The organism is Euzebya rosea (assembly GCF_003073135.1).
GTDB classification, from domain to species: Bacteria; Actinomycetota; Nitriliruptoria; order Euzebyales; family Euzebyaceae; genus Euzebya; species Euzebya rosea.
In genome coordinates, this window is the sequence record NZ_PGDQ01000014.1 from 99,162 (window position 1) to 125,286 (window position 26,125).

The window sequence follows — 26,125 nt, forward strand, 5'->3', positions numbered from 1 at the left end:
ACCTCGGGCAGGTGATGCGTCAGGGCGGTGCCGCGTCAGGTCAGGGCCAGCTCACCGGTCTCGGCCCCCGAGCTGCCCGTCCTGAGGATCAGGACCTTGGCGCGCAGGCGGACCACCGGGCGCCCCTGGCTGGGCTGGGCGCTGCGCGGAGGAAGCGGTCGATACCCGGGAGCCGTCGCGGTCGTCAGGCGCTCCAGCTGGGCGCCGCTGGCGGTCAGGGAGGTGAGCGCGACCAGCCACATGGTGGGGTCCACGAACGGGGGGAGGGTGTCGGTTCCGTGGTACCCGGCGAACTCGCGCGGCCGGGTCAGCAGCCCGTAGACGTCGAGGATGCCGCGCTCCAGGTCGTCCAGGGCGGCGCTGGGTGGTCCGGGCACGATCGGGACGGCGAGGCCCACCTGCGCCCCCTCGTCGGCGGCGAACCGCAGCTGCAGCTCCGCCGGTGGGGTCCTGCCGTGGTGCGGGTGCTCCGCCGGGGTCCGGGTGCTGACCGTCTGCAGCACCGACGTGCCGGTCCCGAGGACGAGCAGGGCGCTGTCCTCCAGCGGCCGGCGATGGTGCGTCCCCGCCACGCCGAGTCGCGCCCGACGCGTCAGGATCGTCACCTGCCCACCCCCGCTGCGCGGTTCCGGGAACTCGATGGGCGCGCCGCCGGCCGCGGACGACATCGGCGGTTCCCCAAGAGGTGGCTGCATGGACGGGATTCAACCACTCCACGCCGCCCGATCGTGCCCGAACTCGTCCATGGACGATGCAGGCCCCGATCGCGCCAACCAGCCGCAGCCCGGCCACGCGCACCGGCACGCCACCAGCCAAGTTCACACGAAGGCCGCTCGACCACCGCGCGAATCCACCGGATCGGACACCGGGCAGCACCGAATCCGGCCCCGGAGTGGTCGCCCTTGGCCTCCGTGGCCCGAACGGCCAGCGGGCAGCACCGAATCCGGCCCCAGCTCTGTCGCCATGGGCTCCGTGGCCCGAACGGCCAGCGGGCAGCACCGAATCCGGCCCCAGGTCGGTCGCCCTGGCCTCCGTGGCCCGAACGGCCCGAGCGGAGCGAGAGGATGGACGAAGTCCTCGATGAACAACGACACGTCACGCAGCGAAGCAAGTGACGCTGTCGTGGGCCATCGAGGACTTGAACCTCGGACCTCACCCTTATCAGGGGTGCGCTCTAACCGCCTGAGCTAATGGCCCTTGTTGCGCGGATGCGGAGAGCCCGCGCGGGAGTCAAGGAGTGTAGGTCGACTACTCCTCGCTTGCCAACTCGATGCGCAGTCCGCCGAGGAGATCGGCGACCAGGTTGTAGAGGAAGGCAAGGAAAACGTTGATGCCGGTCCACAGGACGACGTTGAGCAGGCCCAGGAGGAACGCTGCCCGGGCGATGTTCCCACCGTTGATGACCAGCGTCAGCTGCAGCTCGTCGAGGAACGACGTCAGCGTGTCGATCACGCCGATCCGCAGGATGACGGACCAGAAGACGCTGAGGCCCAGCATGACCACGAGCAGGAAGCAGAAGTAGAAGATCACCGACAGCTTCAGCACCGACCACGGGTCGATGCGGCGCACGGTCGCCCGGCGACGGACGACCTGACCGGTCCTGACCCGCTCGCGCGGGGGCTGCTGGTTGCTCACCCGCGTGGCGGGCTTGTTCTTCCCGCTGCTGGGGCGTTGGGTGGTTGACATGGTGCTCGCAGTCTAGTTGACCCGGTGACGGCGCCGTGCGGGCCGATCGGCCGGGTGAAGGCTACTCCTCCTCCTCGGAGGTGTCCGAGGACGCTGCGTCCCCGTCGATGTCGTCGTCGATGTCACCATCGATGCCCTCACTGTCCGTCGCCGACACCTCTCGGTCGGTGTCGATCGCCGGCGCATCGGCCGAGGCATCGCCGCCGGTGGCCGCCTCGTCCTCGACGTCGTCGTCCTCGAGCTCCATGACCTTCGCGACCGACGCGACCTTGGCGCCCTCTCGCGGGGTCATGACCCGCACGCCCTGGGTGTTGCGCCCCGTGGGGCGGACGTCCTTGACGTCCATCCGGATGATGGTGCCGCGGTCGGTGACGATGAAGATCTCCTGCTCGTACCCGGCGACGATCGCCCCCACGAGCCCACCTCGTCCGTCGGTCAGCTTGGCCGTCTTCACGCCCATGCCGCCGCGCTTCTGGGTGGGGTAGCGCTCCAGCGGGGTGCGCTTGCCGAAGCCTTCGTCGGTGATGACGACCAGGTACCCGTCGGGTTCGACGATGGCGCAGGCCAGCAGCTCGTCGCCGTCGGCCAGGTTCATGCCCTTCACGCCGCTGGCGTTGCGGCCCATGGCGCGTGCGTCGGACTCGTGGAACCGGATCGACTGGCCCTTGAGCGAGACGAGGATCACGTCGTCGTCGCCGGAGGTCAGCCGCACGTCGATCAGCTCGTCCCCGTCACGCAGGTTGATCGCGATGAGCGTCGAACGCGGGGAGTCGTACTCCTCCAGCTTCGTGCGCTTGACGATCCCGTTGCGGGTGGAGAACAGCAGGTGCTTGCCGTCCTGCTCCAGGGAGTCCAGGTGCACGACGGTGCGCACGACCTCGTCCTTGTCCAGCTCCAGGCCGGGGACGTTGGCCATGTACACACCACGGGCGGTGCGGCTCTTCTCGGGGATCTGCCAGGCCTTGATGCGATGCATCCGGCCCTTGGAGGTGAAGAACAGCACCCAGTGGTGGGTGGAGGTCGAGAACAGGTCCCAGATGATGTCCTCGTCCTTGAGGCCACCGGCGTTGATGCCCTTTCCGCCGCGCTTCTGGACCTTGTACTCGCTGGCCGAGACCCGCTTGATGTAGCCGGCCTGGGTGATCGTGACGACCACCTCTTCCTCGGCGATGAGGTCCTCGATGTCGAGGTCGCCCTCGGCGGGGACGATCCGGGTCCGGCGGGCGTCGCCGAAGCGGTCGGCGATCTCCTCCAGCTCCTCGACGATGATGTCCTTGACCTTCTGCGGGTCGGCGAGGATCCCCTCGAGCTCGGTGATCCGCTCCATCAGCTCGGCGTACTCCTCCTGGATCCGCTGGCGCTCGAGGGCGGCCAGGCGGCGCAGGGGGAGGTTGAGGATCGCGGTGGCCTGCACGTCGGACAGGTCGAAGCGCGACATCAGCTCGGACTGGGCCGCGTCGGCGGAGGCGGAGTTGCGGATCAGCTGGATGACGTCGTCGAGGTTGTCCAGCGCGATGATCAGGCCCTCGAGGATGTGGGCCCGTTCGCGCGCCTTGCGCAGCCGGTACTCCGTCCTCCGGGTGATGATCTCGATCTGGTGGGTGATGTAGCGCGAGATGGTGTCCTTGAGACCCATCGTGCGCGGCACCCCGGGGCTGACCTCGTCCTCGCCGGTGGGGACCAGCGAGAGGTTGATGACCCCGAAGGTGTCCTGCAGCTGCGTGGCCTTGTACAGCTGGTTGAGCACGACCTGGGCGTTGGCGTCGCGCTTCAGCTCGATGACGAGCCGGATGCCCTTGCGGTTGGACTCGTCGCGGATGTCGCGGATGCCCGTCAGGCGCTTGGTGTTGACCAGCTCGGCGATCTTCAGCGCCAGGTTGGCCTTGTTGACCTGGTAGGGCAGCTCGGTGACGACCAGCTGCTCGCCGGCGCGGTTCTCCTCGATGTCGACGACGGCGCGCATGCGGATGGACCCGCGGCCGGTCTCGTAGGCCTGCCGGATGGGGTTCGCACCCATGATCAGGGCCCCGGTCGGGAAGTCCGGACCCGGGATGATCTCCATCAGCTCGTCGAGGGTGATCTCGGGGTTGGCCATCTGCGCCACGATCGCCCGGGTGACCTCACCGAGGTTGTGCGGCGGGACGTTGGTGGCCATGCCGACGGCGATGCCGGCCGACCCGTTGACCAGCAGGTTGGGGAAGCGGCTGGGCAGGACCAGCGGCTCGGACTCCTGGCCGTCGTAGTTGTCCTGCCAGTCGACGGTCTCCTCCTCGATGTCGCGGAGGAGCTCCATCGCGAGGGGGGACAGCCGGGCTTCGGTGTAGCGCATCGCCGCGGGCGGGTCACCGTCGACGGAGCCGAAGTTCCCGTGTCCCTCGATCAGCGGGTACCGGATCGCCCACGGCTGGGCCATGCGGACCAGCGCGTCGTAGATCGAGGAGTCGCCGTGGGGGTGGTACTTCTTCATCACGTCGCCGACGGCAGCCGCGGACTTGCGGTGCTGCGTGCCAGCGCGCATGCCGCCCTCCCACATGGAGAACAGGATGCGGCGGTGGACGGGCTTGAGGCCGTCACGGACGTCGGGCAGCGCACGCCCCACGATCACGCTCATCGCGTAATCGATGTAGGAGCGCTGCATCTCCTCCTCGATCTCGACTGCCTCGAAGACCTCGGTGGCCACTGTCGCCTCGCCCTCCCCCTCGGGGGTCTCGGGTGTGGCGTCCTCGGGCACGTCAGGAGTGGTGTCGTCAGCCATGATGGTGAACCTCTGCTGGACCGTTCAAGGGTCCTAGACGTCCAGGAACTGGACGTTGCTGGCGTTGCGGATGATGAAGTCGCGACGTGCCTGGACGTCGTCGCCCATCAGGATGGAGAACATCTGGTCGGCGGCCGCACCGTCGGCGAGCGTGACCTGCAGCATGTTCCGCTTCGTCGGGTCCATGGTGGTCATCTCGAGCTGCTCGTCGTCCATCTCGCCGAGGCCCTTGAACCGCTGGACCTCGATCTTCCGCGTCCCCTCGGGGTTGATCTCGCGGAGGATGGCGTCGCGCTCCCGGTCGGAGAACGCGTAGCGGATCGACTTCTTGGACTTCGAGCCACGCGGCTGGATCTGGTACAGCGGCGGCTGCGCGATGTAGACGTAGCCGGCCTCGATCAGCGGCCGCATGTAGCGGAACAGGAACGTCAGCACGAGGGTGCGGATGTGGGCACCGTCGACGTCGGCGTCCATCAGCATCACGATCTTGTGATACCGCGCCTTCTCGATGTCGAACTCCTCGCCGATCCCGGTGCCGATCGCGGTGATCAGCGCCTGGACCTCCTTGTTCTCGAGGATCTTGGTCAGGCGGGCCTTCTCGACGTTCAGGATCTTCCCGCGCAGCGGCAGGATGGCCTGGAAGCGACGGTCACGGGCCTGCTTGGAGGTGCCACCGGCCGAGTCACCCTCGACGACGAACACCTCGCACTCCGCGGGGTCACGCGACTGGCAGTCCGCCAGCTTGCCCGGCAGCGACGTCGAGTCCAGCAACCCCTTGCGGCGGGTCAGGTCGCGGGCCTGCTGGGCGGCCTTGCGGGCGCGCGCCGAGTCGATGGCCTTCATGAAGATCCGCTTGCCCTCGGCCGGGTTCTCCTCGAACCAGGTCTTGAGCTGGTCGTTGACCGTGCGCTGCACGAACGACCGGATGTGGGTGTTGCCCAGCTTGGTCTTGGTCTGTCCCTCGAACTGGGGGTCGCCGAGCTTCACGGAGATGACGGCGGTCAGCCCCTCGCGGATGTCGTTGGCCTCGAGCCGCTCGATGCCGCCCTGGCCCTTGATCGGCAGGATCCCGGCGTCGGTGGCGATGCGGTTGACCGTGGAGGTCAGCGCCGCCCGGAACCCCTCCTCGTGTGTGCCGCCCTCGTGGGTGTTGATGGTGTTGGCGAAGGAGTGGATGGACTCGTGGTACTCGTTGGACCACTGCATCGCGATGTCGACCTCGGCGATGCCCTCGGTGTCGTGGGTCTCGGAGGCCGTGAAGGCGATGATGTCGTCGTGGACCTCGGTCTTCTTGGTGGAGTTCAGGTAGGCCACGAAGTCCGACAGGCCGCCCTCGGCGTGGAACTCCTGGGTCAGCTGGTTGCCGTCCTCGTCGGTGTGCCCGGTGCGCTCGTCGGCCACGCTGATCCGCAGGCCTGCGGTCAGGAAGGCGGTCTCGCGGAACCGGGTGGTCAGCGTCTCCCAGCTGTACTCGTTGGTCTCGAAGATCTCGTCGTCGGCCCAGAACGTGATGATCGTCCCGGTGCCCTCGCCGGGCTCGAGGTCCCGGACGGCCTCGATGGGCGCGTCGGGGACCCCGCGCTGGAACGACTGGCGCCAGAGCTTGCCCTCGCGCTTGACCTCGGCGATCAGGCGGCTGGACAGCGCGTTGACGACCGAGACACCCACGCCGTGGAGGCCACCGGAGACGGCGTAGGCCTGGTTGTCGAACTTCCCGCCCGCGTGGAGGATCGTCAGGACGACCTCGAGGGTGGACTTGCCCTGGGTGGGGTGCATCTCCACCGGGATGCCGCGACCGTCGTCCTCGACCCGCACGCCACCGTCGGCGAGGAGCCGGACGTCGATGCTGTCGCAGCGACCGGCCATGGCCTCGTCGACGGAGTTGTCCACGATCTCCCACACCAGGTGGTGCAGGCCCCGTGGCCCCGTCGAACCGATGTACATGCCGGGACGCTTGCGGACCGCCTCGAGTCCTTCGAGGACGGTGATGTCGCTGGCTTCGTAGGAGGACTCCGGCGCGGGAGCAGGCGTGGATGCTTCGGCCTGCTCGCCCGCGACGTCGTCCTTCGGGGTCTGGTCGTCGGACACAGAACGCCTTCCGGATCGATCCCAGCGGGCCGCGCGCGTTGTCGCGCCAGACGGCCCTGTGGGAAGCATATTGCGGTGACCACGAAGACTACCACGTACGTGACCTTCGACCCTTGGAAGCCACGCAGTGGCGTTTCAGCAGGTCAGAGGCTATTTGGAGGAGCGCTGGACCACGATCTCGATCTTGCGGACAGTGTCCGGTCCCATAATCGAGTTGACACGGGCCTGGAGGTCGCCGGTGAAGTAGCGCAGCTGGGTCGCCCAGCCCGCGTCCTCTGCCGCGATCACGAGGACACCGCCGTGCAGCCGAACGGGGTTGGCATGGGCGGCGATGTCGGGGCCTGCGGCCTCGTCCCAGAAGTCGAAGATCCGCGCCCCGTCGAGCCGGCCGGCCCAGCGGCGACGGGTGATCATCTCGTCGATGACCCGCCCGATCGGCTGGGGGTCCGGGCGGTGTGGTCGGCGGCTCATCCGCGAGGTCGGGCGCTCGGGACGAGCATGGGCACCGGGCGGAGGGATGGGGGTTTCACGTGGATCCTCCGATCGACGGCGGGTCGATGACCGTACCGGCCCGGATGTGGACGCGCATCCCCTCGAGGGGGACCTCCGTCCCGACGGCGGCGGTGACCAGGACCTGCTCGAACCCTGCGCAGCGTGCAGCCAGGCGTCGACGACGGTCCTCGTCGAGCTCCGCGAACACGTCGTCGAGCAGGACGATCGGCTCGTCGCCGATCTCGCCGATGACCTCGTGGGAGGCGAGCTTGAGCGCGAGGGCCAGCGACCACTGCTCCCCGTGGCTGGCGTAGCCCTTGGCCGGCAGGTCGCCGATGCCGAGGAACAGCTCGTCGCGGTGCGGTCCGACCAGCGTCATGCCACGTCGGACCTCGTCGCGTTCCTGCTCGGCCAGCGCCTCGCGCAGCTCCCCGGCCAGCTCACCCGGATCGGGCACGGGCTGGCCCGTCGTGCCGGTGACCGTGCGGCCCCAGGACAGCTCGTAGGCCAGGACGGGCAGCCGATCGACGTCCTGGGACGGGCTCGCGGCCACGAGGTCGGCGTAGGCCTCGGCGACCGGTTCGGCGAGGGCGTTGATGGCCGCGATCCGCGCCGCCAGCACCGGCCCGGCGGTGTTGACGTAGGTGTCGGTCCAGACCTCGAGCACGTCCCGCTGGAGGCGACCCGTGATCCGTGCGTCCTTGAGGATCGCGTTGCGCTGGGTCAGGGCACGGTCGAGGTCGCTGCGCACCCCGGCGAAGGTGGCGCGTCGGCCGGCCAGCAGGTCGTCGAGGAAGCGCCGGCGATCACCGGGGTCGCCGCGGACCAGGGTCAGGTCCTCCGGCGCGAGCATGACCGACCGGATCGCCCCGAACGCGTCGGACATGCGCTGCATCGGCTGGCCGTTGAGCTGGGCACGGTTGCGTCCCTGCCGAAGCTCGACGCTGACGGCGATCCGCTGGCCCATGTCGCTGCGGGCCTCCGCGCGGATGACGGCCGCGTCGGCGCCGGCCCGGACCATCGCCTGGTCGCTGGAGACCCGGTGGGATCGCCCCAGCGACAGGTAATGCACGGCCTCCAGCAGGTTGGTCTTGCCCTGCGCGTTGGAGCCGACGAACGTCGTCACGCCGGGCTGGAGCTCGAGGTCCAGCCGTTCGTAGTTGCGCACGTCGAGCAGGTGCAGCGATTCCAGCCGCATCAGGTCGTCCGTGTCGTGGTCGGACGCGTCACTCGCCGACGACGCCGTCGATGGCTTCGCGCAGCAGGTCCGCGTGCCCCGCGTGGCGGGCGGTTTCCTCGATCATGTGGAGGATGACCCAGCGGAGGTTGGGCCGTTCGCGCCCCTCCCAGCCCGACCAGGCGAGCAGGTCGTCCAGCTCCGCGGCCGCGATGATGGCGTTGGACCGTGCGCAGGCAGCGTCGTACTCCGCCAGCAGGTCGTCGACGTCCTCCGTCGCCCCCGTGCGGAACTCCCAGTCGGGGTCGGACTCCCAGTCGACGCCGATCCAGGGTTCGCGGCCCGGTCCGTCGACGAACCGGTGCTCGAACCAGCTGTGCTCGACCAGGGTCAGGTGCTTGACCAGCCCGCCCAGGGTGAGGGTCGAGGCGCCGACCGTGGCAGCCGCGCCCGCGGCATCGACGCCACGGGCCTTCATCGCCACGGTCGCGCGCAGGTGATCCAGGTACTGGACCAGCATGGTCTTCTCGTCGGTCGCGCCGTCCGGGTCGACGCGCTCGGCGAGACCCACGTCAGACCCGGACGGGCATCAGCAGGTACAGGTAGTCCGCCTCGGACTCGTCGTCGCCCTCCTCCGGCGCCGGCGGGCGCATGACGGCGGGCTTGAGCTCGTCGCGGAACTCGAACATGACCTGCTCGCCACCCATGGCGTCGAGGCCGTCGATGAGGAAGCGCGGGTTGAACGCGATCTGGAGCGGCTCGCCCTCCAGCTCGATCGGGAGGGACTCCTCGGCCTGCCCGGCTTCGGTGGAGTCGGCCTTCACCGTCAGCGTGTCGCTGTCCATGCCCAGGATCACCGGCGTCATGGCCTTGTCGGCCTCACCGACGACGGCGATGCGTCGCACGACCTCGGTCAGGGCCTGGCGGTCGACGCGGATGCGCCGCTCGTAGCCGTCGGGGATCAGTCCGCGGTACTCCGGGTACTTGCCCTCCACCAGGGTGGAGACCAGGCGGCGGTCGGCGAACACGAAGGTGGCGTAGCTGGGCTCCAGGACCAGCTTCACGGCGCTCCCGAGCATGTCGGCAGCGTGCTTGGCCTGCTCCAGCGCACGACGCGACACGAGGGCGCTCATCTCGCCGGCCTCGTCCCACGGGATCGTGCGGACGGCCAGGCGGTAGGAGTCGGTGGCTGCGGCGGTGAAGTTGCCGTCGCTGGCCTCGAGCTTCACGCCGGTGAGGACGGCACGGGCGTCCTCGGTGCTGGCGGAGCGGGCGACCTGGGTGATCAGCTGGGAGAACTCGCCGGCCTGCAGGGTGGCCGACGGGGCGTCCTCCAGCGGGGTGCGCATGGACGGGAAGTCCTCGAGCACCATCAGCCGGAGCTCGAAGCTCGCACGGCCACACCGGATGTTCATGGCCTCGTTGACGGCGGCGATCTCCACGGCGTCGTTGGGCAGCAGGTGGACGACGTTGCTGAGCAGCTTGCCGGACACCAGCGCGCCGCCATCCCGTTCGCCCTGGACGGGCAGGGTCAGCTCGGAGTCGATCTGCCCGTTGGTCGAGGACAGGGTCAGCTCGTCACCGGCAAGGCTCAGCTTGATGCCGGCCATCGCGGGAAAGCTGACGCGCTCACCGACGGTGCGCTGCACCCACTTGATGGCCTCTTCGAACTCGGTGCGCTCGGCGCGGAACTTCATGGGATCTCCTCGGCTCGTGGCGGTGTTTTCCACCGCTCCCCGGGCCCTCGGGTTAAGGGGTTGATGTCAGATCTCTAGGAACAGTTGTAGTTGTAGGGGCGACGAACGCCTGTGGGTAACCGCTCTTTCGCGAGGTCACAGGTCGTTTGACCCTGTTGGCCGCCTCGTGGGGAAGCTGTGCGGCACACGTGTAATTCCGGGAACGCGCATGTGGACAAGCCCAGTGTCGCGTTCTGCTCGTGGAGCGTCGAGGACCGTCCACCGGTTGTCCACGAGCACCTGTGGGCGAATCTCAGCCACGGGACCGCGCCTTGATGTGCCCCGTGAGCTCCTGGATCTGCTCGAAGAGGGCGGGCCGTTCGCGGATGAGCTTCTGGATCTTCTTGTTCGCGTGGATGACCGTGGTGTGGTCGCGGCCGCCGTACTGCTCGCCGATCTTGGGCAACGACAGCTCGGTGAGCTCGCGGGTCAGGTACATGCCGATCTGGCGGGCCGTCACCAGCGACCGGGTGCGCGTGGCCGAGCACAGCTCGTCGGTGGAGAAGCCGAAGTACTTGGCCGTCTCCTCCATGATCACGTCAGCGGTGATCTCCCCCAGCGTGGCCGCAGGGAAGATGTCCTTCAGCGCCGTCTCGGCCAGCGCCATGCTGACGGGCTGCTTGGAGAGGCTGGCCGCGGCGATCACGCGGATCAGCGCGCCCTCGAGCTCACGGATGTTGGTGGAGATGCGGCTGGCGATCAGCTCGAGGACCCCTGCGGGGACGTCGACCTCCTCCAGCTCCGCCTTGCGACGGAGGATCGCCTGGCGGGTCTCGAGGTCGGGCGGCTGCACGTCGGTCAGCAGGCCCATCTCGAACCGGGTGCGTAGCCGGTCCTCGAGGCGTTCCAGCGCGCGGGGCGGCCGGTCGGAGGTCAGGACGATCTGCTTCTCGGCGTGGTGGAGGGCGTTGAACGTGTGGAAGAACTCCTCCTGCGTCCGCTCGGCCTTCTCCAGGAACTGGATGTCGTCGATCAGCAGGATGTCCACGTCGCGGTAACGGCGCTGGAAGCTTGCCTGGTGTCCGCTGCGCACCCCCTCGATGAACTCCGACGTGAACTGCTCGGAGGTGACGTAGGTGATCTTGGAGCGGGGGTACAGCCGGCCGGCGTAGTGGCCGACCGCCTGCAGGAGGTGGGTCTTGCCCAGGCCGGAGCCGCCGTAGATGAACAGCGGGTTGTAGGCCTTCGCGGGGGCCTCGGCCACGGCGAAGGCGGCGGCATGGGCGAACCGGTTGCCCGGCCCGATGACGAAGCGTTCGAAGACGTACTTGTCCGACAGGTTCGACGTGGGCAGCGCGTGCACGTTGCCGTGCACGGAGGTGTCCACGCGCGGAGTGGGCGGTGCCATGCGCACGTCGTCGGGTTCCTCGACGAACGGTGCGGGGTCGCTGGTGGAGGTGGGCTCGGCGGTGTCGGGCCGGACGGTGATGACCAGGGTGACCGGCGAGCCGACCGCATCGGACAGGGCGCCGGAGATCTTGTCCTGGAACTTCCGTCGCAGCTGCTCGCGGGCGAACTCGTGGGGGGCGGACAGCACGCAGACCCCGTCGGACAGGCCGATCGGGTGGGTCTCGGCCATCCAGGTCAGCTGTGCGGCGCTGGGGACGTCGGCCGAGAGCTGCCTCACCGCCGTGTTCCAGACGTCGACGAGGTCTTGGCCTTCGAGGTCCATCGCGCGGTCAGCTCACTTGGTCGTCGGGAACGGCGGGGCTGGAGCACGAGGGCTCCGGAGGGCCGGTCGAGCGCATCATCGACGTGATGCGTACCGGTCATCCACAGAGTTTTCCACAGGTTGTGGGAATGTCGGGCGCGTGGTATTCGAGGCCGTTGGACACTCCCGTTCACCCATGGGAAGGTTGCGGAGTCTAGGGGGCCTGTCGACCTGTGGACAAGTGTGGATTGGTGGCCGGTTGACGCTTCTGGGGGGTGGTCAATACACTGGTCCATCGCGCGCGGGATTGGTGCCCCCATCCGGGGGCCCGACTCATGCCACGCCCCGCCGCGACACCTACGCCACCCGCACTGCCCAGGCCCCCGAGCTGTGGGCCGCCGTCTGCGGGGACGGCCACGACCCAACAGTAAGGCCTCCAGTCATGAGCAAGCGCACCTTCCAGCCCAACAACCGTCGTCGCGCCAAGAAGCACGGCTTCCGCGCCCGCATGCAGACCGCGTCCGGCCGTGCCGTGATCAAGGCGCGTCGTGCGAAGGGCCGCAAGAAGCTGACCGCGTAGGTCGGCTCCACCTGTCCTCGCTACGGTGGGGAGCATGCCCACCCCCGCGCGACTGCGTTCCGGGCGAGAGATCCGGGCGGTCTTCGATGCGCGAAACGCGATGGGCACCGCCACCCTCGTGGTCCACGGACGTCCCTCGGACCCGACGCACGAATGCCGTGCCACCGTGGTGGCCGGTCGTCGCGTCGGCGGCGCTGTGCAGCGCAATCGCGCCAAGCGCCGCATTCGTGCTGCCCTCCAGGCGGCTGACCTGCCCCCCGGGATGGACCTCGTTGTCACCGCCAAGCCACCGGCGGTGACTGCGGCGTTCGCCGACGTCCGCAAGGACCTGGAGCGTGCGCTGTCTCGTGTTCACGTGCGGGCAGCCGCGGCATGAGGACGTCACCGCTCGCCTGGGTGCTGGCCGGCCTGATCAGGCTGTATCGGCTCGTGCCCAAGCGGGCCGAGACCTGTCGGTACCACCCCACCTGCTCGGCGTACGGCCTCGAGGCCATCCGTGTCCACGGCGCCGTGCGGGGAACCTGGCTGACGCTTCGTCGCCTCGGCAGGTGCCACCCCTGGGGTGGCACGGGACTCGACCCCGTCCCACCGCGTCGCGCCACGCGCGGCGACTCCACACCTCCCGAACTCCACCCCCCAGCTGACGCGTCCCAACCGCGTCAGGAGGAGCACCTCTGATGTCGTTCTTCAGCCAGATATGGAACGGTCTCCAGGACGGCCTTTCCGCCATCCTGCACATGTACGCCAACCTGCTGGACCCGATCGCAGGGGGCTACAAGTGGGGCTTCAGCATCATCCTGCTGACCCTGACCGTCCGGCTGTTCCTGGTGCCCCTCGCGGTGCGCCAGACCAAGTCCATGCGCTCGATGCAGAAGCTGCAGCCCGAGCTCAAGAAGATCCAGAAGAAGTACGACGTCGACAAGACGTTGATGAAGACGGATCCCGAGAAGTACAAGGCCGCCAAGGAGAAGCAGCGCGAAGCGCAGATGGCCCTGTACCAGGAGCACAACGTCAACCCCGTCGGGGGTTGCCTGCCGCTCGTGCTGCAGATGCCGATCTTCTTCGCCCTCTTCCGGGTCCTGCAGCCCAACCCGGTAGGCGCGCTCGACCGCATCTTCATCGACGTGTCCGAGCGCATCGGCGTGGCGCTGACCTTCGGGGACCGCATCCCCGAGCTGACGACCGCCAACTTCTTCGGCATCGACTCGCTGGCCAACACCGCGGCAGGTGGCGCCGGGATCGGCGCGATCGTCCTGGTCGCCCTGCAGGTCGGGACGACGTACTACTCCACCAAGATGATGCAGGGCCGCAACACCCAGGCGGCCGCCGAGCAGCAGCAGGCGCAGAAGCTGATGCTCTACATCATGCCGGTCTTTTTGGGCTGGCTGTCCTGGACCTTCCCGATCGGTGTGGTCCTGTACTGGGTCACCACCAACGTGTGGACGATCGGCCAGCAGTGGGTCATCTTCCGCCAGGTCGAGGCCGAGGAGGCCCGTGACGAGGAGGCCCGCGCCGAGGCTCGCAGGGAGCGGGCCCGCGCCAAGGCCGCCAAGAACCAGCCCGGGGGCACGTCGGGCAAGAAGTCGACCGCCGGTGGGACCTCCAACGGCCGGTCGAGCGGCGGGACGACCAACGGTCGCGCCAGCAAGGACTCGACGACCAAGGGCGGGACCGGCAAGGGCGGGGCCAGCAAGGGCGGGGCCGGCAGGACCGGCAACACCAACGGCAGCGCGGCGTCCACCGACGCCGAGGGGTCCAGCGACACCACGGGACGGCGCAGCAAGCGCTGACCACAACGGCGGCCGTTGATCGAACACCAGTTCTGACGACTCCGCCGAGGATTTCCATCAGACGCGTCCCCGCATCCATCGGGGACATCGAGCACGAAAGGAACGTTCGCGATGACCGACGTTCAAGAAGCCGAGTCCGACGAGCGCACGACCATGGAGCTGCTGGACGAGGATGCAGACCTCGCCGCTGACTTCGTGGAGGGGCTGCTCGACATCCTGGACCTGCCGGGGGACATCGACATCGAGGTCCAGCCCGACCAGGCCACCGTCACCGTGCAGGAGGTGGGATCCGGGCTGCTGATCGGCCGCCGCGGGGCCACCCTGGACGCCCTGCAGGAGCTCGTTCGGTGCTCCGTGCAGCGCCAGACCGAGCGACGGTCCCACGTCCGGGTGGACGTGGAGGGCTACCGTGCCCGCCAGCTGGAGAAGCTGCGCGAGCGGTGCCGCGAGGCCATCGCCGAGGTCCGCGAGACCCTGGAGCCGGTCAAGCTCGAGCCGATGGACGCCTACGAGCGCAAGATGATGCACAACCTGGCCGCCGCTGCGGGTGGCGTGACCTCCGCGAGCGAAGGCGCCGAGCCGCGTCGCCGCGTGGTCATCCGGCCGGAGGGCTAAGGGTGTCGGGCTCCACGGAGGGCCCCGAGCACGACGCGGGTCTGGACGATGGTCCGGCCCGCGTTTCTCGTGCACGCGGGGATGGTGGCGAGGGCGGCGCGTCCGAGGGTGGTCGCGCTGACGGCCTCACCGTCGGCGATCGCGCCGAGGATGGCCTTGGCGTCGGCGAACAGCTCGCGCTGCTCGGGCACCTGATCGCCGAGTCGCCGCACAACCTGGTGTCGGCCCGTGACCGGGGGTTGCTGGACAGCGTCCACATCCCCGAGTGCGTTGCGGTCGTCGAGGCCATCCATGCGGGCGACGGCCAGCACTGGATCGACCTCGGCACGGGCGGGGGCCTTCCCGGGCTGGTCGCGGCCATCATGCGGCCGCACGTCGGATGGACGCTGATCGACAGCCGCCAGAAGAAGGTGGACGCGGTCAACGAGTTCATCGAGATCCTCGGACTCGAGAACGCCCGCGCCGTCGCCGGTCGGGCCGAGGTGCTGGCCCGTCAGGAGGAGTACCGCGGCATCTACGACGGCGTGGTGAGCCGCGCCATGGCTCGGCTGGACATCGTGGCGGAGCTGGCGCGTGGCTTCCTCAAGCCGCGAGGTCGCCTGGAGGTCGTCAAGGGCCCGAGCATCGACCAGGAACGCGGCTACTTCCAGCGCGCAGCCTCCAAGCTCCGGATGCGCGAGAACAGCACGTCTGCGTTGGAGATGTCTGACCGCGGGACCGTCATCGTGAGCCTCGTCGCCAAGGGTGGTCCCCCGACCGGCGTGCCGCGGTCGGATGGCCTGCCGCAGGCGAAGCCCTTGGGCGGCCCCAAGAGCTGATGGGACAGCTGGGGTCGATGATCCTCGTGTGCAGCCCCAGCTGACCCTCCTTCGAAACTCCGTCTGACCTGCGAAAACGCAGTGAACGGTCGCCTGCGGGCGTTTACCGGGCGGGTTGATGGTCCGGTATCCTTCGCGACAGGCCATCCTGGGCCGAATCGGCTGCTCGGCCAGGTGGGCCGGCGCTCGGTAGCTCGCGATCTCGCGTTGCAGGACCCCGAGGTCGTTGGGATCCGACGTGGGCGTGCCCGGCGCGTCAGCCGGAACGGAGCCGCACGTGCCCGGGGGTCCTTGCGTGTGGGTCGTGGTCAGGGTTCATCGTTGGGGACGATGCGCCTCGACTCGGGCTGCGGGTCCCGGCAAGGCGGCTGGTCCGGCAGCGTGCTGGCATGGTTCGGACGACGCACGTTCGGGTCGCACTGGTGGACGCGCCGAACGACGAACGGGCGACGGGTCGGATGGTCCGTGCCCACTCCCCCGCCGGCTACCGCCTGGAGCGCGTCCGGTGGGAGGCGGGTCTGGCGCGTCGTCATCGGTTGTTCCCTGTCGTGAGAGGTGGGGGACGGGGGGCAGACAGCCCCTCCTGGGAGGGGCAGGGCCGTGGGCTGGAGTGGCCGCACTGGGGATCTGACGGCCTGCGGAAGCCCTTCGGTGAGGCGAGTGGCGGGACACCGGCAGGACTGCCGGAGTCGACCCATCTTCCGAGCCGGGTCCGACGCGGCCCTGTGGTCCGCAGCGGGATCAGCCGGCTGGGGTCCTGATGGCCGCCGTGGTCGCGCGGTCGGACACCGGGACGGGGGACGCACGGCTGCATGGCGTGGTGGCGATCGAGTCCGAGATGGAGACGCTTCTCGACCACGGGCGTTGGTCAGTGGTCGGTCGACCACGTGGGCATGATGGTCGGTCTTTGACGGACTTGGATGGTTCTTGCGTCGCGGTGTCCCCGAGTGCGACCAGCGCCGTCCAGTATGTGCCCGCCGTCCCGATCATCGGCGGGTTCCTGGAGTGCCGTCACCGGCCGTCGAAGGTGGCCCCCCTTGCATGCGGCTGATGCTGCCGTCGTTCGGATGGTGAGTGTGCATGGGGCCGCAGCTGACTGCTCGTTGCCACGACGCGCTGTGGACTCGAGCGTTCCACGTGCAACGCCATGAATGGTCCTCAACGGCGCTTGTGCTTCTGCAAGCTCCGCACGCACCCCCTGTCCCGAACCGGGGTAGCCAGGGTCGCTCCGTGCAAACGGTTGGGGATCGCCCGGCGGTAATCGGCCGTCCGGGGGCGAACACCTCGACGGGACCGGGGTGGACGGGCCGGGTTGTGCGGTCCCTAGGTAGGGCAGGGCGAGGACTGCTTCTCGGCATTGTCCCCTACTGACCAGGTGGCCCCACACCCGCGGCGCGTTCGCCCGTGTCTGCCCGGGTGGATCGCCGCTCTTTCGCTTCGTGGGACATTCCGATCATCTGGCGGGGGTTTGGGCACCTCTGTGGACTTCCAGCGGCGATCACCCGAGGTTTCACGTGCAACCAACTCCCCGTCGATCGCGGGAGCGTTTCACGTGCAACCTCGGTGTGTAGAGGCCTGGAGGTCATTCGAACAGCAAGGAGCGGGTGGCAGTGACCGATGGCGTTGTTCGGGGCATGGACTCGGCGGGCCCTGGACGGAGGTGGTGAGCGGACTGAGCGGGCCACGACCGAAGGCAACGTGAGTTGGGGGTGACCGTCCCCCCCGACCGCCGTGGGTCACCGGGGGGCGTGTCGGGATCTTCCGCCGATGTCTCCGCTCCCCCGTTCGGTGTCGCACAGGGCCGCAGCGATCCAGGCAGTGCGCATGTCTCCGTGCGGCACGAGACGGTGTGCGCTCGGCATGGTGCAAGGCGGCAAGGACCCGCAAAGACCCAGATGGCCGTGACTGCGGGAGAAGGGTCGGTGTCTTCCCTGAGGAAGAGAGCGGCGAGGTGTACCAAGTCCCCGCTTCCATACCTTGGGGCGCGTGTCACTCGCTTCCTGAGTCGTTACCGCCGGAGCGTCCCAGTCTTCGGGTCCGCCGTATGCGGCGGGGACCACCACATCTGGATGGCGGCAGGAGCCCAGGTGGGCCCCGAGGACCCCCCAAGGCGTTCCACGTGGAACACACCCGTCTGCCGCCAAGCATGTATGGAGTGGAACCCCGGACGTTCGGATTCGCGAACAGAGGACCATCACGAGGATTCGACGGCGTGGTGAACGCCGATGGCCCACGGGGGCCCGGCACGCAGCCCACCGCAGGCATGGCGGTCTGAATTGTGGCGTGGCCGATGGGACGCAGAGGATCGTGGCCTCCCGCCGTCGGAGGGCCGCCGGACCTGACGGGCGCGAACCGCAGCCCATGTGCCACTGCGACTCGCCACGGTGGAGGGAGGTCGGCACACCGGGGATCCAAAGACGTGGTGACTCGTCCCCGAGGGTGTTCTCCAGCGGTCCGTCCGGGAGGGGCCCCCTTCTGCAGCTCTGCGACATGGCTGTCGTCGACTGCATGGAAGGATCGGCACCTGGGTGGCACGTCGGCACAGGGACCGGATGGAACGCTGAGCGCCCGTGTGGTGCGCCTGGACGCTGCCCGGTGGAACGCGCGCACAGATCGGGGCAACGTGCCACTGTCGTCCCGCAAGGGCGTCGGATCCTGGAGCGGTGGGCGGGGCCGCGAGCCGTGGGCGTCACATCCACCCACGGTGTTCCACGTGGAACGGTGCAGCGTGGTCCTGCAACCGCTGGATGACTGTCCACAGCGGCGTCCCACCTTCCCTACCGGCACTGTCACGGTTGCTAGCATCAGTGGCGAGCAAGCGGGATCGCCGTCACGTGGTGTGCGGGGTCCCTTCGAGCCCCTTGGAGGTGGCCGTTGGTGACACCACACGACACGTCCGGACCGTGGTACCGCTACTGGGCGCGTGAGGACGACCAAGCAGGCATGGACGCATCCCGTGACCACACGCCGACCATCCCAGCCGAACCGCAGGCCGACGCCGTGGAAACCGACGATCTCGAGGACGAGGTCGACGCGTTCGAGGCCCCCGAACCCGTGACCGCCCCGACACCCGAACGGGCGGGACGGTACGCCGCCGCAACGGTCCTCGCAGTCGCGAACCAGAAGGGCGGTGTGGGGAAGACCACGACGTCGGTCAGCCTGGCCGCATCCCTGGCGGAGCTCGGCCTGCGGGTGCTCCTCGTGGACTTCGACCCCCAGGGCAACGCGTCCTCCGGCCTCGGTCTCCGTGCGCATCCCGGCCAGGCCTCGGTCTACGACGTCCTGGTCGATGCCGTGCCGGTCGAGAACGCCGTCGTTCCGACCACACAACCCGGACTCGACCTGATCCGCGCCACGATCGACCTCGCCGGCGCCGAGGTCGAGCTGGTCAGCGCCTTCAGCCGTGAACACAAGCTACGCCGGGCCCTGGACGCCGTCCGTGACCAGTACGACGCCATCATCATCGACTGCCCGCCGAGCTTGGGGCTGCTGACGGTCAACGCCATGACCGCCGCCGACGGCGTGATCGTGCCGATCCAGTGCGAGTACTTCGCCCTGGAGGGGCTCGGGGCGCTTCGCCGCAACGTGGACCTCATCCGGGAGCAGCTCAACCCGCAGCTGGAGATGACCGGTTTCGTCCTCACGATGCTGGACGCCCGCACCCGCCTGAGCCAGCAAGTCGTGGATGAGGTCCGCTCCCACTTCGGTGACCGGGTCTTCAAGGCCCGGATTCCCCGCACCGTCCGCCTGGCGGAGGCCCCCGGCTTCGGCCAGCCGATCACCCAGTTCGACCCCTCCTCCAGGGGCGCCATGGCCTACCGCCGGCTCGCCCAGGAAGTCGTCGAACGCCTCGACCGACGCGCCGACGACCAGCAGCGAGACACCGAACAAGGAGCAGTGGCATGAGCAAGCCGGGCGGACTCGGACGTGGGCTGGGGGCCCTGATCCCCAGTGCGGCACCCGGACAGTCGGGGCTGGTCACCGTGCCGCTCGCCGAGCTGCAGCCGAACCCGCGGCAGCCTCGCGACCGCTTCGACCCCGAGCTGCTGCAGGAGCTGGCGCTGAGCATCGCCGAGATCGGCATCCTGCAGCCCATCGTGGCCCGTCCCCTGCCCACCGGCGGCTACCAGATCATCGCCGGTGAGCGTCGCTACCGGGCCTCGCGCATGGCCGGCCTCACCGAGGTGCCGGTGGTCGTCCGCCACACCGAGGACGGCCAGCTGCTGACCGAGGCGCTGGTGGAGAACGTGCACCGGGCCAACCTCGACCCGATCGAGGAGGCGATGGCCTACAGGCAGCTGCTCGACGACTTCGGCATGACCCACGACGCGCTCGCCAACAAGCTCGGCAAGTCGCGCTCGGCGATCTCCAACAGCATGCGCCTCCTCGCCCTCCCCGCGTCGGTCACCGACATGGTCGTCACCGGCGCCCTCTCTGCCGGCCACGCCAGGGCCATCCTCGGCCTGCCGAGCACCGAGCAGCAGGAGGACATCGCCAGCCAGGTGGTGGCCGAGGGCATGTCGGTCCGTGCCACGGAAGAGCTCGTCCGCGGCATCGTCGAGCGTCAGTCGCAGAGCACCGACGACGTCATGACCGACCTCGCCACCGAGGCGAAGAAGCGGAAGCGGTCACCCTTCACCCACGTGGAGGAACGACTCGTCGACGCGCTCGGGACCAAGGTCGAGATCAAGGGGTCGGTCAAGCGGGGCAAGGTCGTCATCCAGTTCGCCGGGGCCGAGGACCTCGAGCGCCTGCTCGACATCCTCGGACGAGGCAGCGGCCAGGACCTGCTGGCCGGCTGACCGCCGGTTGGTGACCCACGAGGGCCGAATCGGCCCATGGTCGGGCCTACTCCACTAGTCGAAACGCCACCAGCGTGCAGCTGGTGGCGTTTCCGCAGGTCAGAGGCGTTTTACTTGCGCGTGCTGACCGGCTCCAGCGCCGCTGACACGATCGTTTCGCAGAGCTCGGCGAACGACATGCCCTTCGCCTCGGCTGCTGCGGGCAACAGCGAGGTCTCGGTCATGCCCGGACAGGTGTCCAGCTCCAGGAGCCACGGCTGCCCGTCGTGGTCAACCATCAGGTCCACACGAGTCACGTGCCGTGCGTCGGCCTGCTCGTAGGCCGCCACCGCCGCCGAGGCCGCGGCGTCCAGGACGTCGGCCGGGAGGCGTGCCGGGGCGTGCAGCAGCGTCGCGCCGGGTGTGTATCGGGCGGAGAAGTCGTAGTGATCGTCCGGGCCGTGCGACGCGATGTCGATCTCGACCGCCGGCAACACCTCACCATCGACGATGGAGATGGCCAGCTCCGTCCCGTCGACCCGACGCTCGACCAGCGCCACACCGTGGTACCGGAACGACCCGATCAACGCGTCGGTCAGCTGGTCGGCGCTGTTGACGTAGCCGACCCCCATGCTGCCGCCACCCTGGCTCGGCTTGACGACCAGCGGCAGCTGCAGTGTGTCGATCACCCGGGGCAGCAGCCGTGCGGCGCCGAGGTCCCGGATGGCCTCGCTGGACACCGACACCCAGTCCGGCGTGGGGATCCCGGCGCGCCTCCACAGCGCCTTGGTGACGGCCTTGTCCCAGGCCAACGACGACGCCCTCGCGTCGGGGCCGGTGAAGGGAATGCCGAGCAGCTCGAGCAGCCCCTGGATCGTGCCATCCTCCCCCATGCGTCCATGGAGGGCGAGGTAGGCCAGGTCCGGCTCGAACTCGCTCAGGTGATCACCGAGCTGTGGGTCGACATCGAGCACCCTGACGTCGTGGCCGACGCTCTCCAGCGCGGCGGCGATACGGGTGCCCGACTGTAGGCTGACCTCGCGTTCCAGCGACAGGCCACCGGCGATGACGGCGATGCGGTTGCTGCTCATGCCTCGGTCCCCGAACGTCCGAACGCCTCCAGCAGCGTCATCTCGTCTCCGATCAGCTTGCCCAGGCGGCGGATGCCCTCGCGGATCCGGGTCTCGTTGGCGTAGCTGAAGTTCAGTCGCATCTCGTGGGTTCCTCCACCGTCGGCGTAGAAACCTCGTCCGGGGACGTAGGCCACGCGGGCGTTGATGGCGCGGGGCAGCATCGCCCCGGTGTCGATCGCGTCGGGCAGCCTGACCCAGGCGAACATGCCGCCGGTCGGAGGGCTCACCTTCGCGCTGGCGGGAAAGGCCGACTCGATCTCGGCCAGCATGGCGTCGCAGCGTTCGCGGTACAGCTCGGTGAAGCTGCGGACGTGCTCGGTCCACGGCTGCGTGCGCAACCAGGCGTCGGCGATCCCCTGGGTGGCGTTGGACTGGCACAGGTCCGAGGCTTCCTTCAGCTGTACGAGCTTGTCGCGGACCGACCGGGGCGCGAGCACCCAGCCGGTTCGCATGCCGGGGGAGAACATCTTGGAGAGGCTGCTCAGGTAGATGACCCGCTCGGGCGCGAGGGACACCAGCGGCGTCCGACGCTCGTGCTTGAAGTCCAGCATCCCGTACGGGTTGTCCTCGATGACCATGACGTCGAACCGCTCGGCGATCGCGACGATCCGTTCCCGTCGTTCCAGGGACAGGGAGACTCCCGCCGGGTTCTGGTGGTTGGGGATGGTGTAGATCATCTTGGCCGGCCGCCCCTCGTCGACCAGGCGCTGCATGGTCTCGGCGAGGGCGTCGGGGTCCATGCCGTCACCGTCCATGCCGACGTGCACGACCCTCGGCTCGTACTGCTGGAACGCCGACAGCGCGCCCACGTACGAGGGACCCTCGGCGACCACGACGTCACCGGGGTCGATGAAGAGGCGTGCGAGCAGGTCGAGCGCCTGCTGGCCGCCGGTGGTCACGACGAGGTCGTCGGCGCGGGCGTGGATGCCCTCCTCCGCCATGACCATCGTCAGCGACTCGCGCAGCCGCTCGCTGCCCTGTCCCCCGCCGTACTGCAGCGCGGTCACCCCGTCGCGGGCGAAGACCTCGGCGGCGACCGCGGCCACCTCCTCGAAGTCCAGGACCGACACGTCGGGCATGCCGCCTGCCAGGGAGACGACCTCCGGGCGGCTCGCGACGGCGAACAGTGCGCGGATCTCGCTTGCCTTCATGCCGGTGGCGCGGGTGGCGTAGCGCTTCAGATGGGGGTCGACGGCGGCCAAGTCGGGCTCCTGAGAACGGCGGCACGGGGTTGTCGAGAGGTTCAGCGTAGCGACGCGCCCCGTGACCACCCTGATGGCCACTCCACCGATGGGCAGTCGACCTCTTGGAGACTGTTGGATCAGTAATGAAGTGATTCGGCACGGGCAGCGGCCATCGGTCCGGACCTGCGTATCCTCGGGTCGTGACCACTGGCCCGTCGATGCTGCGCCGATCGGTGGTCGGGCTCGTGCTCGGCCTCGGTGTCGGGCTGCTCGCGATCTGGAGCTCGGGAGGACGGGACCGGTGATTCCGCCGAGGGTGCGCGTGCTCGACATGGACGACCTCGACGCCCTCCCCTCACCGTGTCGTGGGTGCATGTTCTGGCAGTCCGCCGCCGCCCCGCCGGGTGAACAGGCGAGCGACCCGCAGGGTCAGGACGCGTGGTGGCAGGCCATGCAGCTGGACTGGGGCACCCCCGGCAAGGGCATCTGGGACGGCGACGAGCTGATCGCCTTCGCCCTCTTCGCACCACCGTTGCACGTGCAACGTCCCCGAACCCTGACCTTCGCGCCCAGCGACGACGCGCTGGTCCTCGCCACGATGTGGTGCGACCCCGACCACCGGGGCGCCGGCCATGCCCGCCACCTGCTCCAGGCGCTCGCACGGGATGCGCTGAGCCAGGGGTACGAGGCGATCGAGGCCTACGGCGCCGCGTTCGTCCGGGACGGTGCCTGCGTGCTCAGCGGGTCGGCGCTGGAAGCCCTCGGGTTCGCCCTGCACCGTCCCCACCCGACGACGGCGCTGTACCGCATGGACCTGGACCGCACGGTCAGCTGGCCGCAGGCGGTCGGGCATGCGCTGGGTGAGGTCATCTCCAGCCTGCAGGGCCGCGAACGCGCGCGTGCGCGTCCTGCCCTGGAGCAGCGTCAGCTGCGGGAGGACGTGCGGACCAACGGGTCCTCGTCGTAGCCCTCGAGGAACCGCCGGATACCGGCCGTCAGCTGCCGTGCGAGGCGGTCCTGCACGGCCGGGTCGGTCAGGCGAGCCAGGTCCTCGGGGCTGGTCGCGAAGCCGGGTTCGATCACGACCGCCGGCATGCGTGTCTCGCGGAGCAGCGTCCAGGTCATGGGATGGGCCCGGCAGTCGGGTCCGAGGCCGGCGAGCAACATGCTGTCGAGCAGGGACTCGGCCAGCGCGTTGCCGGCGGCGGACACGAACCGCAACGATCCGAAGTAGTACGCCGCGCAGCCGGTGGCGGCCGTGGTCGTGCTGGTGTTGAGGCCGATCGAGACGATCAGGTCGACGCCGAGTCGGTTGGCCATCTGTGCGCGGGCCGAGGACGTGGGGTGCTGGTGCCGTCCGCGGGACAGGACCGGACGGGCACCGCGGGCGCCCAGGTGGCCGGCCAGGCGGGTGGCGATCTCCCACGACACGTCCTGGGCCTCGGGTGGCAGGTCGCCACGGTCCCGAGGACGGGTGGCGTCCACCATCACCTGCAGGCCGATGAGGCCCTGTCTGGCGATCCGGCGAACGGCGGCTTCCTCCCGTACCCGCGTGCTCACTCCGGCCGCCTGATGGCCCCTGTGGAGCCGCTGGAGGGCTTCCAGCGTTCGGGCCCCCACGATCCCGTCGACGTCGAGGCCCACGTTGGCCTGGAACTCCATGACCGCGGCACGTGAGGACGGTCCGAAGATGCCGTCCTCCATGCCGGCGTCGAAGCCGAGCTGGTTGAGCCGTTGCTGGAGGTCCAACACGTCGTCGCCCCGCATGGGGGTGCCCGAGTGCCACAGCATCCGGTCCCCGAGGGCGTAGTTGGCCTCGACGAGCGCCTGCCAGGTCTCGGGCCCGACTTCGGCGTCGGCGGGCAGGTTGCGCTGCCGCTGGAACTCCCGGGTCACTGCGGCGGTGGCGTCGTCGAAGACGTCCCCCTCCTCCAGCGCCGGCTCGATCCCATGGTCACGCTGCCACCGGCTGAGGCGGCGGCGCAGGTCCAGGATCTCGGAGCCGTGCTGTCCGGGGGTGAGTGGGAGTCCCATCAGGTGAGGAAGGATAGGCGGCAACATGCCGACGGCCGCCCTGCTGGGGCGGCCGTCGGTGAAGGTTGCGGCCGGACCGGCCGGGTGCAGGACCCGTGCGAGGGGCCTGCGGGTTGTCCCAGGGCTACGCGTCTAGAGGAACTCGGCGAGGTCGCCGAGGAGGGCGCCCTTGTTCTTCGCGCCGACGAGGCGCTTCTTCTCCACGCCGTCCTTGATGACGAGCATGGTGGGGATCGACATCACGCGGTACTGCCGAGCGGTGTCGGGGTTCTCGTCGACGTTGAGCTTAAGGACCTTGATGTTGTCCGCCTGCTCCTGGGCGATCTCGTCGATGATCGGACCGACCATGCGGCACGGTCCGCACCACTCGGCCCAGAAGTCGATGAGGACCGGCTTGTCGGCCTCGAGGACCTCCTGCTGCCAGGTTGCGTCGGTCACCTTGGGGGTGTTGCTCATGAGGGGTACTGCCTCCTGCGGGGGGTCTGTCGGGTGCTGTCGGGGTGGAAGTGCTGTGGATTCAACGCTGCTGCTGGACCGACTATTCCACGGCCCGACCCGGGGTGCCCGGGGTTCAGTGTGCGTTGGACTCCAGCCAGCGTTCGGCGTCGAGGGCGGACTTGCAGCCCTGACCGGCGGCCGTGATGGCCTGACGGTAGATGGTGTCGGTGATGTCGCCAGCGGCGAAGACGCCCGGGACGGACGTGGCGGTCGTGGGTTCCTGCACCAGGATGTAGCCCTCGTCGTCGAGGTCGAGCTGCCCCTGGAACAGCGAGCTGGAGGGGTCGTGCCCGATCGCCAGGAACAGCCCGTCGGTCGCCATCTCGTGACGCTCCCCGGTGTTGGTGTCCTCGAGGACGACGCCGGTGACCGCGTCCTCGCCGAGGACATCGACGACGGCGGTGTTCCAGATGAACTCGATCTTCTCGTTGGCCATCGCACGGTCGGCCATGATCTGGGAGGCACGAAGCTCGTCACGACGGTGCACGACCTTGACCTTCGAGGCGAACTTGGTCAGGAACATCGCCTCCTCCATGGCGGAGTCGCCGCCACCGACCACGACCAGCTCCTGGTCGCGGAAGAAGAAGCCGTCGCACGTGGCGCAGGCCGAGACGCCCTTGCCGATGAGACGCTGCTCGTTCGGCAGGCCCAGCCAGCGGGCGGTCGCGCCGGTGGAGATGATGATCGTGCGCGCCTGCACGCGGTCGGCGCCGACCTCGATGGTGAACGGCGAGCCGGTGGACAGGTCGACGCTGGTGACGTCCTGTGTCATGAACTGGGTGCCGAACTTCTCCGCCTGCTTGCGGAAGTCCATCATCAGCTCGGGGCCCATGCGACCGTCGGGGAAGCCGGGGAAGTTCTCGACCTCCGTGGTCTGCATGAGCTGCCCGCCGGCGGCGATGCCCTCGATCACGAGGGGCGCCAGGTCGGCACGGGCGGCGTAGAGGGCGGCGGTCAGCCCAGCGGGTCCGGAGCCGATGATGACGACGTCGTGGATGGTGTCAGCGCTCATGGGAAAGGGTCCTTCGACGAGAGGTGCCTCGCGCACCGTGTCTGCGGTGGGGGCGGGTAGGGCGGTCGGCATGGCAGAACGCCGGGGACCCCGAT

At 69.1% G+C, this 26,125-nt stretch carries 23 protein-coding genes and 1 tRNA gene; 9 read left to right on the forward strand and 15 right to left on the reverse strand.

Going from position 1 to position 26,125, the window contains the following annotated elements:
* Nucleotides 1-35 precede the first annotated feature (35 nt).
* The 10 genes from CUC05_RS18130 to dnaA form a co-directional block, all read right to left on the reverse strand.
* Nucleotides 36-695 carry a carbonic anhydrase family protein gene (locus CUC05_RS18130; protein WP_157965724.1) on the reverse strand — a complete coding sequence of 220 codons (660 nt, stop codon included), beginning with the start codon at nt 693-695 and terminating at the stop codon, nt 36-38.
* Nucleotides 696-1,123: 428 nt separating this feature from the next.
* Nucleotides 1,124-1,197, reverse strand: a tRNA-Ile gene (locus CUC05_RS18135).
* A gap of 51 nt (nt 1,198-1,248) precedes the next feature.
* Nucleotides 1,249-1,686: a DUF3566 domain-containing protein gene (locus tag CUC05_RS18140; protein ID WP_108667537.1), complete on the reverse strand. Its 438-nt coding sequence runs from the start codon at nt 1,684-1,686 to the stop codon at nt 1,249-1,251.
* Nucleotides 1,687-1,747: 61 nt separating this feature from the next.
* A complete protein-coding gene (gene gyrA / locus CUC05_RS18145) occupies nt 1,748-4,441 on the reverse strand; it encodes a DNA gyrase subunit A (RefSeq protein WP_108667538.1) in 2,694 nt (897 codons plus the stop codon).
* Between the two features lie 33 nt (nt 4,442-4,474).
* Nucleotides 4,475-6,529: a DNA topoisomerase (ATP-hydrolyzing) subunit B gene (gyrB, locus tag CUC05_RS18150; RefSeq protein WP_276308918.1), complete on the reverse strand. Its 2,055-nt coding sequence runs from the start codon at nt 6,527-6,529 to the stop codon at nt 4,475-4,477.
* 150 nt (nt 6,530-6,679) lie between these two features.
* Nucleotides 6,680-7,000, reverse strand: coding sequence for a DciA family protein (locus CUC05_RS18155; RefSeq protein WP_108667540.1), 321 nt, complete (start codon nt 6,998-7,000; stop codon nt 6,680-6,682).
* A gap of 55 nt (nt 7,001-7,055) precedes the next feature.
* Nucleotides 7,056-8,219, reverse strand: a complete 1,164-nt coding sequence (gene recF / locus CUC05_RS18160) for a DNA replication/repair protein RecF (protein WP_108667541.1) — start codon at nt 8,217-8,219, stop codon at nt 7,056-7,058.
* Nucleotides 8,220-8,247: 28 nt separating this feature from the next.
* The gene (locus CUC05_RS18165; RefSeq protein WP_205712417.1) at nt 8,248-8,769 is read right to left on the reverse strand and encodes a DinB family protein; all 522 of its coding nucleotides are present in this window, start codon (nt 8,767-8,769) and stop codon (nt 8,248-8,250) included.
* A gap of 1 nt (nt 8,770) precedes the next feature.
* A complete protein-coding gene (dnaN, locus tag CUC05_RS18170) occupies nt 8,771-9,895 on the reverse strand; it encodes a DNA polymerase III subunit beta (RefSeq protein WP_108667542.1) in 1,125 nt (374 codons plus the stop codon).
* A 292-nt stretch (nt 9,896-10,187) separates the two neighbouring features.
* Complete coding sequence (gene dnaA, locus CUC05_RS18175) at nt 10,188-11,606, reverse strand: chromosomal replication initiator protein DnaA (protein ID WP_108667543.1); 1,419 nt, start codon at nt 11,604-11,606, stop codon at nt 10,188-10,190.
* A 421-nt stretch (nt 11,607-12,027) separates the two neighbouring features.
* Between dnaA and rpmH the strand changes: the two genes are divergently transcribed.
* The 8 genes from rpmH to CUC05_RS18220 all read left to right on the forward strand — a co-directional run bounded on the left by rpmH (nt 12,028) and on the right by CUC05_RS18220 (nt 20,190).
* Nucleotides 12,028-12,165, forward strand: coding sequence for a 50S ribosomal protein L34 (gene rpmH, locus CUC05_RS18180; RefSeq protein WP_108667544.1), 138 nt, complete (start codon nt 12,028-12,030; stop codon nt 12,163-12,165).
* A gap of 34 nt (nt 12,166-12,199) precedes the next feature.
* The gene (gene rnpA / locus CUC05_RS18185) at nt 12,200-12,541 is read left to right on the forward strand and encodes a ribonuclease P protein component (protein ID WP_108667545.1); all 342 of its coding nucleotides are present in this window, start codon (nt 12,200-12,202) and stop codon (nt 12,539-12,541) included.
* Nucleotides 12,538-12,843 carry a membrane protein insertion efficiency factor YidD gene (yidD, locus tag CUC05_RS18190; protein WP_108667546.1) on the forward strand — a complete coding sequence of 102 codons (306 nt, stop codon included), beginning with the start codon at nt 12,538-12,540 and terminating at the stop codon, nt 12,841-12,843. Before rnpA ends, yidD begins: the two co-directional genes overlap by 4 nt.
* Nucleotides 12,843-13,955: a YidC/Oxa1 family membrane protein insertase gene (locus CUC05_RS18195; RefSeq protein ID WP_108667547.1), complete on the forward strand. Its 1,113-nt coding sequence runs from the start codon at nt 12,843-12,845 to the stop codon at nt 13,953-13,955. Before yidD ends, CUC05_RS18195 begins: the two co-directional genes overlap by 1 nt.
* 111 nt (nt 13,956-14,066) lie before the next feature.
* Nucleotides 14,067-14,570, forward strand: a complete 504-nt coding sequence (locus CUC05_RS18200; protein ID WP_108667548.1) for a Jag family protein — start codon at nt 14,067-14,069, stop codon at nt 14,568-14,570.
* A gap of 2 nt (nt 14,571-14,572) precedes the next feature.
* On the forward strand, nt 14,573-15,388 hold the full coding sequence (gene rsmG / locus CUC05_RS18205) for a 16S rRNA (guanine(527)-N(7))-methyltransferase RsmG (protein ID WP_108667549.1): 816 nt from the start codon (nt 14,573-14,575) through the stop codon (nt 15,386-15,388).
* A 2,943-nt stretch (nt 15,389-18,331) separates the two neighbouring features.
* A complete protein-coding gene (locus CUC05_RS18215; protein WP_108667551.1) occupies nt 18,332-19,294 on the forward strand; it encodes a ParA family protein in 963 nt (320 codons plus the stop codon).
* A complete protein-coding gene (locus CUC05_RS18220; protein WP_108667552.1) occupies nt 19,291-20,190 on the forward strand; it encodes a ParB/RepB/Spo0J family partition protein in 900 nt (299 codons plus the stop codon). The genes CUC05_RS18215 and CUC05_RS18220 overlap by 4 nt, the downstream gene beginning before the upstream one ends.
* A gap of 110 nt (nt 20,191-20,300) precedes the next feature.
* On the opposite strand, the gene CUC05_RS18225 is transcribed toward CUC05_RS18220, so the two are convergent.
* The gene (locus tag CUC05_RS18225; protein WP_108667553.1) at nt 20,301-21,260 is read right to left on the reverse strand and encodes a D-alanine--D-alanine ligase family protein; all 960 of its coding nucleotides are present in this window, start codon (nt 21,258-21,260) and stop codon (nt 20,301-20,303) included.
* Entirely contained in the window at nt 21,257-22,504 is a 1,248-nt protein-coding gene (locus tag CUC05_RS18230; protein WP_205712418.1) for an aminotransferase-like domain-containing protein, read from the reverse strand. The genes CUC05_RS18225 and CUC05_RS18230 overlap by 4 nt, the downstream gene beginning before the upstream one ends.
* 283 nt (nt 22,505-22,787) lie before the next feature.
* Here CUC05_RS18230 and CUC05_RS18235 point away from each other — a divergent pair, with 283 nt between their 5' ends.
* On the forward strand, nt 22,788-23,453 hold the full coding sequence (locus CUC05_RS18235) for a GNAT family N-acetyltransferase (protein ID WP_157965725.1): 666 nt from the start codon (nt 22,788-22,790) through the stop codon (nt 23,451-23,453).
* Here CUC05_RS18235 and CUC05_RS18240 read toward each other — a convergent pair.
* From CUC05_RS18240 to trxB, 3 genes are all read right to left on the reverse strand, one after another.
* Nucleotides 23,411-24,520 (reverse strand): N-acetylmuramoyl-L-alanine amidase, encoded by a 1,110-nt coding sequence (locus CUC05_RS18240; RefSeq protein ID WP_170128055.1) that lies wholly within the window; start codon nt 24,518-24,520, stop codon nt 23,411-23,413. The two genes, CUC05_RS18235 and CUC05_RS18240, sit on opposite strands and share 43 nt — an antisense overlap.
* A gap of 132 nt (nt 24,521-24,652) precedes the next feature.
* Nucleotides 24,653-24,976, reverse strand: coding sequence for a thioredoxin (gene trxA / locus CUC05_RS18245; RefSeq protein ID WP_108667556.1), 324 nt, complete (start codon nt 24,974-24,976; stop codon nt 24,653-24,655).
* Between the two features lie 115 nt (nt 24,977-25,091).
* Entirely contained in the window at nt 25,092-26,030 is a 939-nt protein-coding gene (gene trxB / locus CUC05_RS18250; protein WP_108667557.1) for a thioredoxin-disulfide reductase, read from the reverse strand.
* Nucleotides 26,031-26,125: the final 95 nt, after the last annotated feature.

Bases quoted from the DNA above. Each gene is read 5' to 3' on its own strand.
- rnpA (WP_108667545.1), top strand. From the start codon at position 12,200: ATGCCCACCCCCGCGCGACTGCGTTCCGGGCGAGAGATCCGGGCGGTC.
- gyrA (WP_108667538.1), bottom strand. From the start codon at position 4,441: ATGGCTGACGACACCACTCCTGACGTGCCCGAGGACGCCACACCCGAG.
- CUC05_RS18200 (WP_108667548.1), top strand. From the start codon at position 14,067: ATGACCGACGTTCAAGAAGCCGAGTCCGACGAGCGCACGACCATGGAG.
- CUC05_RS18225 (WP_108667553.1), bottom strand. From the start codon at position 21,260: ATGAGCAGCAACCGCATCGCCGTCATCGCCGGTGGCCTGTCGCTGGAA.
- CUC05_RS18130 (WP_157965724.1), bottom strand. From the start codon at position 695: ATGCAGCCACCTCTTGGGGAACCGCCGATGTCGTCCGCGGCCGGCGGC.
- CUC05_RS18220 (WP_108667552.1), top strand. From the start codon at position 19,291: ATGAGCAAGCCGGGCGGACTCGGACGTGGGCTGGGGGCCCTGATCCCC.
- CUC05_RS18215 (WP_108667551.1), top strand. From the start codon at position 18,332: ATGGACGCATCCCGTGACCACACGCCGACCATCCCAGCCGAACCGCAG.
- yidD (WP_108667546.1), top strand. From the start codon at position 12,538: ATGAGGACGTCACCGCTCGCCTGGGTGCTGGCCGGCCTGATCAGGCTG.
- dnaA (WP_108667543.1), bottom strand. From the start codon at position 11,606: ATGGACCTCGAAGGCCAAGACCTCGTCGACGTCTGGAACACGGCGGTG.
- CUC05_RS18240 (WP_170128055.1), bottom strand. From the start codon at position 24,520: ATGGGACTCCCACTCACCCCCGGACAGCACGGCTCCGAGATCCTGGAC.
- rpmH (WP_108667544.1), top strand. From the start codon at position 12,028: ATGAGCAAGCGCACCTTCCAGCCCAACAACCGTCGTCGCGCCAAGAAG.
- CUC05_RS18195 (WP_108667547.1), top strand. From the start codon at position 12,843: ATGTCGTTCTTCAGCCAGATATGGAACGGTCTCCAGGACGGCCTTTCC.
- CUC05_RS18155 (WP_108667540.1), bottom strand. From the start codon at position 7,000: ATGAGCCGCCGACCACACCGCCCGGACCCCCAGCCGATCGGGCGGGTC.
- recF (WP_108667541.1), bottom strand. From the start codon at position 8,219: ATGCGGCTGGAATCGCTGCACCTGCTCGACGTGCGCAACTACGAACGG.
- CUC05_RS18140 (WP_108667537.1), bottom strand. From the start codon at position 1,686: ATGTCAACCACCCAACGCCCCAGCAGCGGGAAGAACAAGCCCGCCACG.
- trxB (WP_108667557.1), bottom strand. From the start codon at position 26,030: ATGAGCGCTGACACCATCCACGACGTCGTCATCATCGGCTCCGGACCC.
- trxA (WP_108667556.1), bottom strand. From the start codon at position 24,976: ATGAGCAACACCCCCAAGGTGACCGACGCAACCTGGCAGCAGGAGGTC.
- dnaN (WP_108667542.1), bottom strand. From the start codon at position 9,895: ATGAAGTTCCGCGCCGAGCGCACCGAGTTCGAAGAGGCCATCAAGTGG.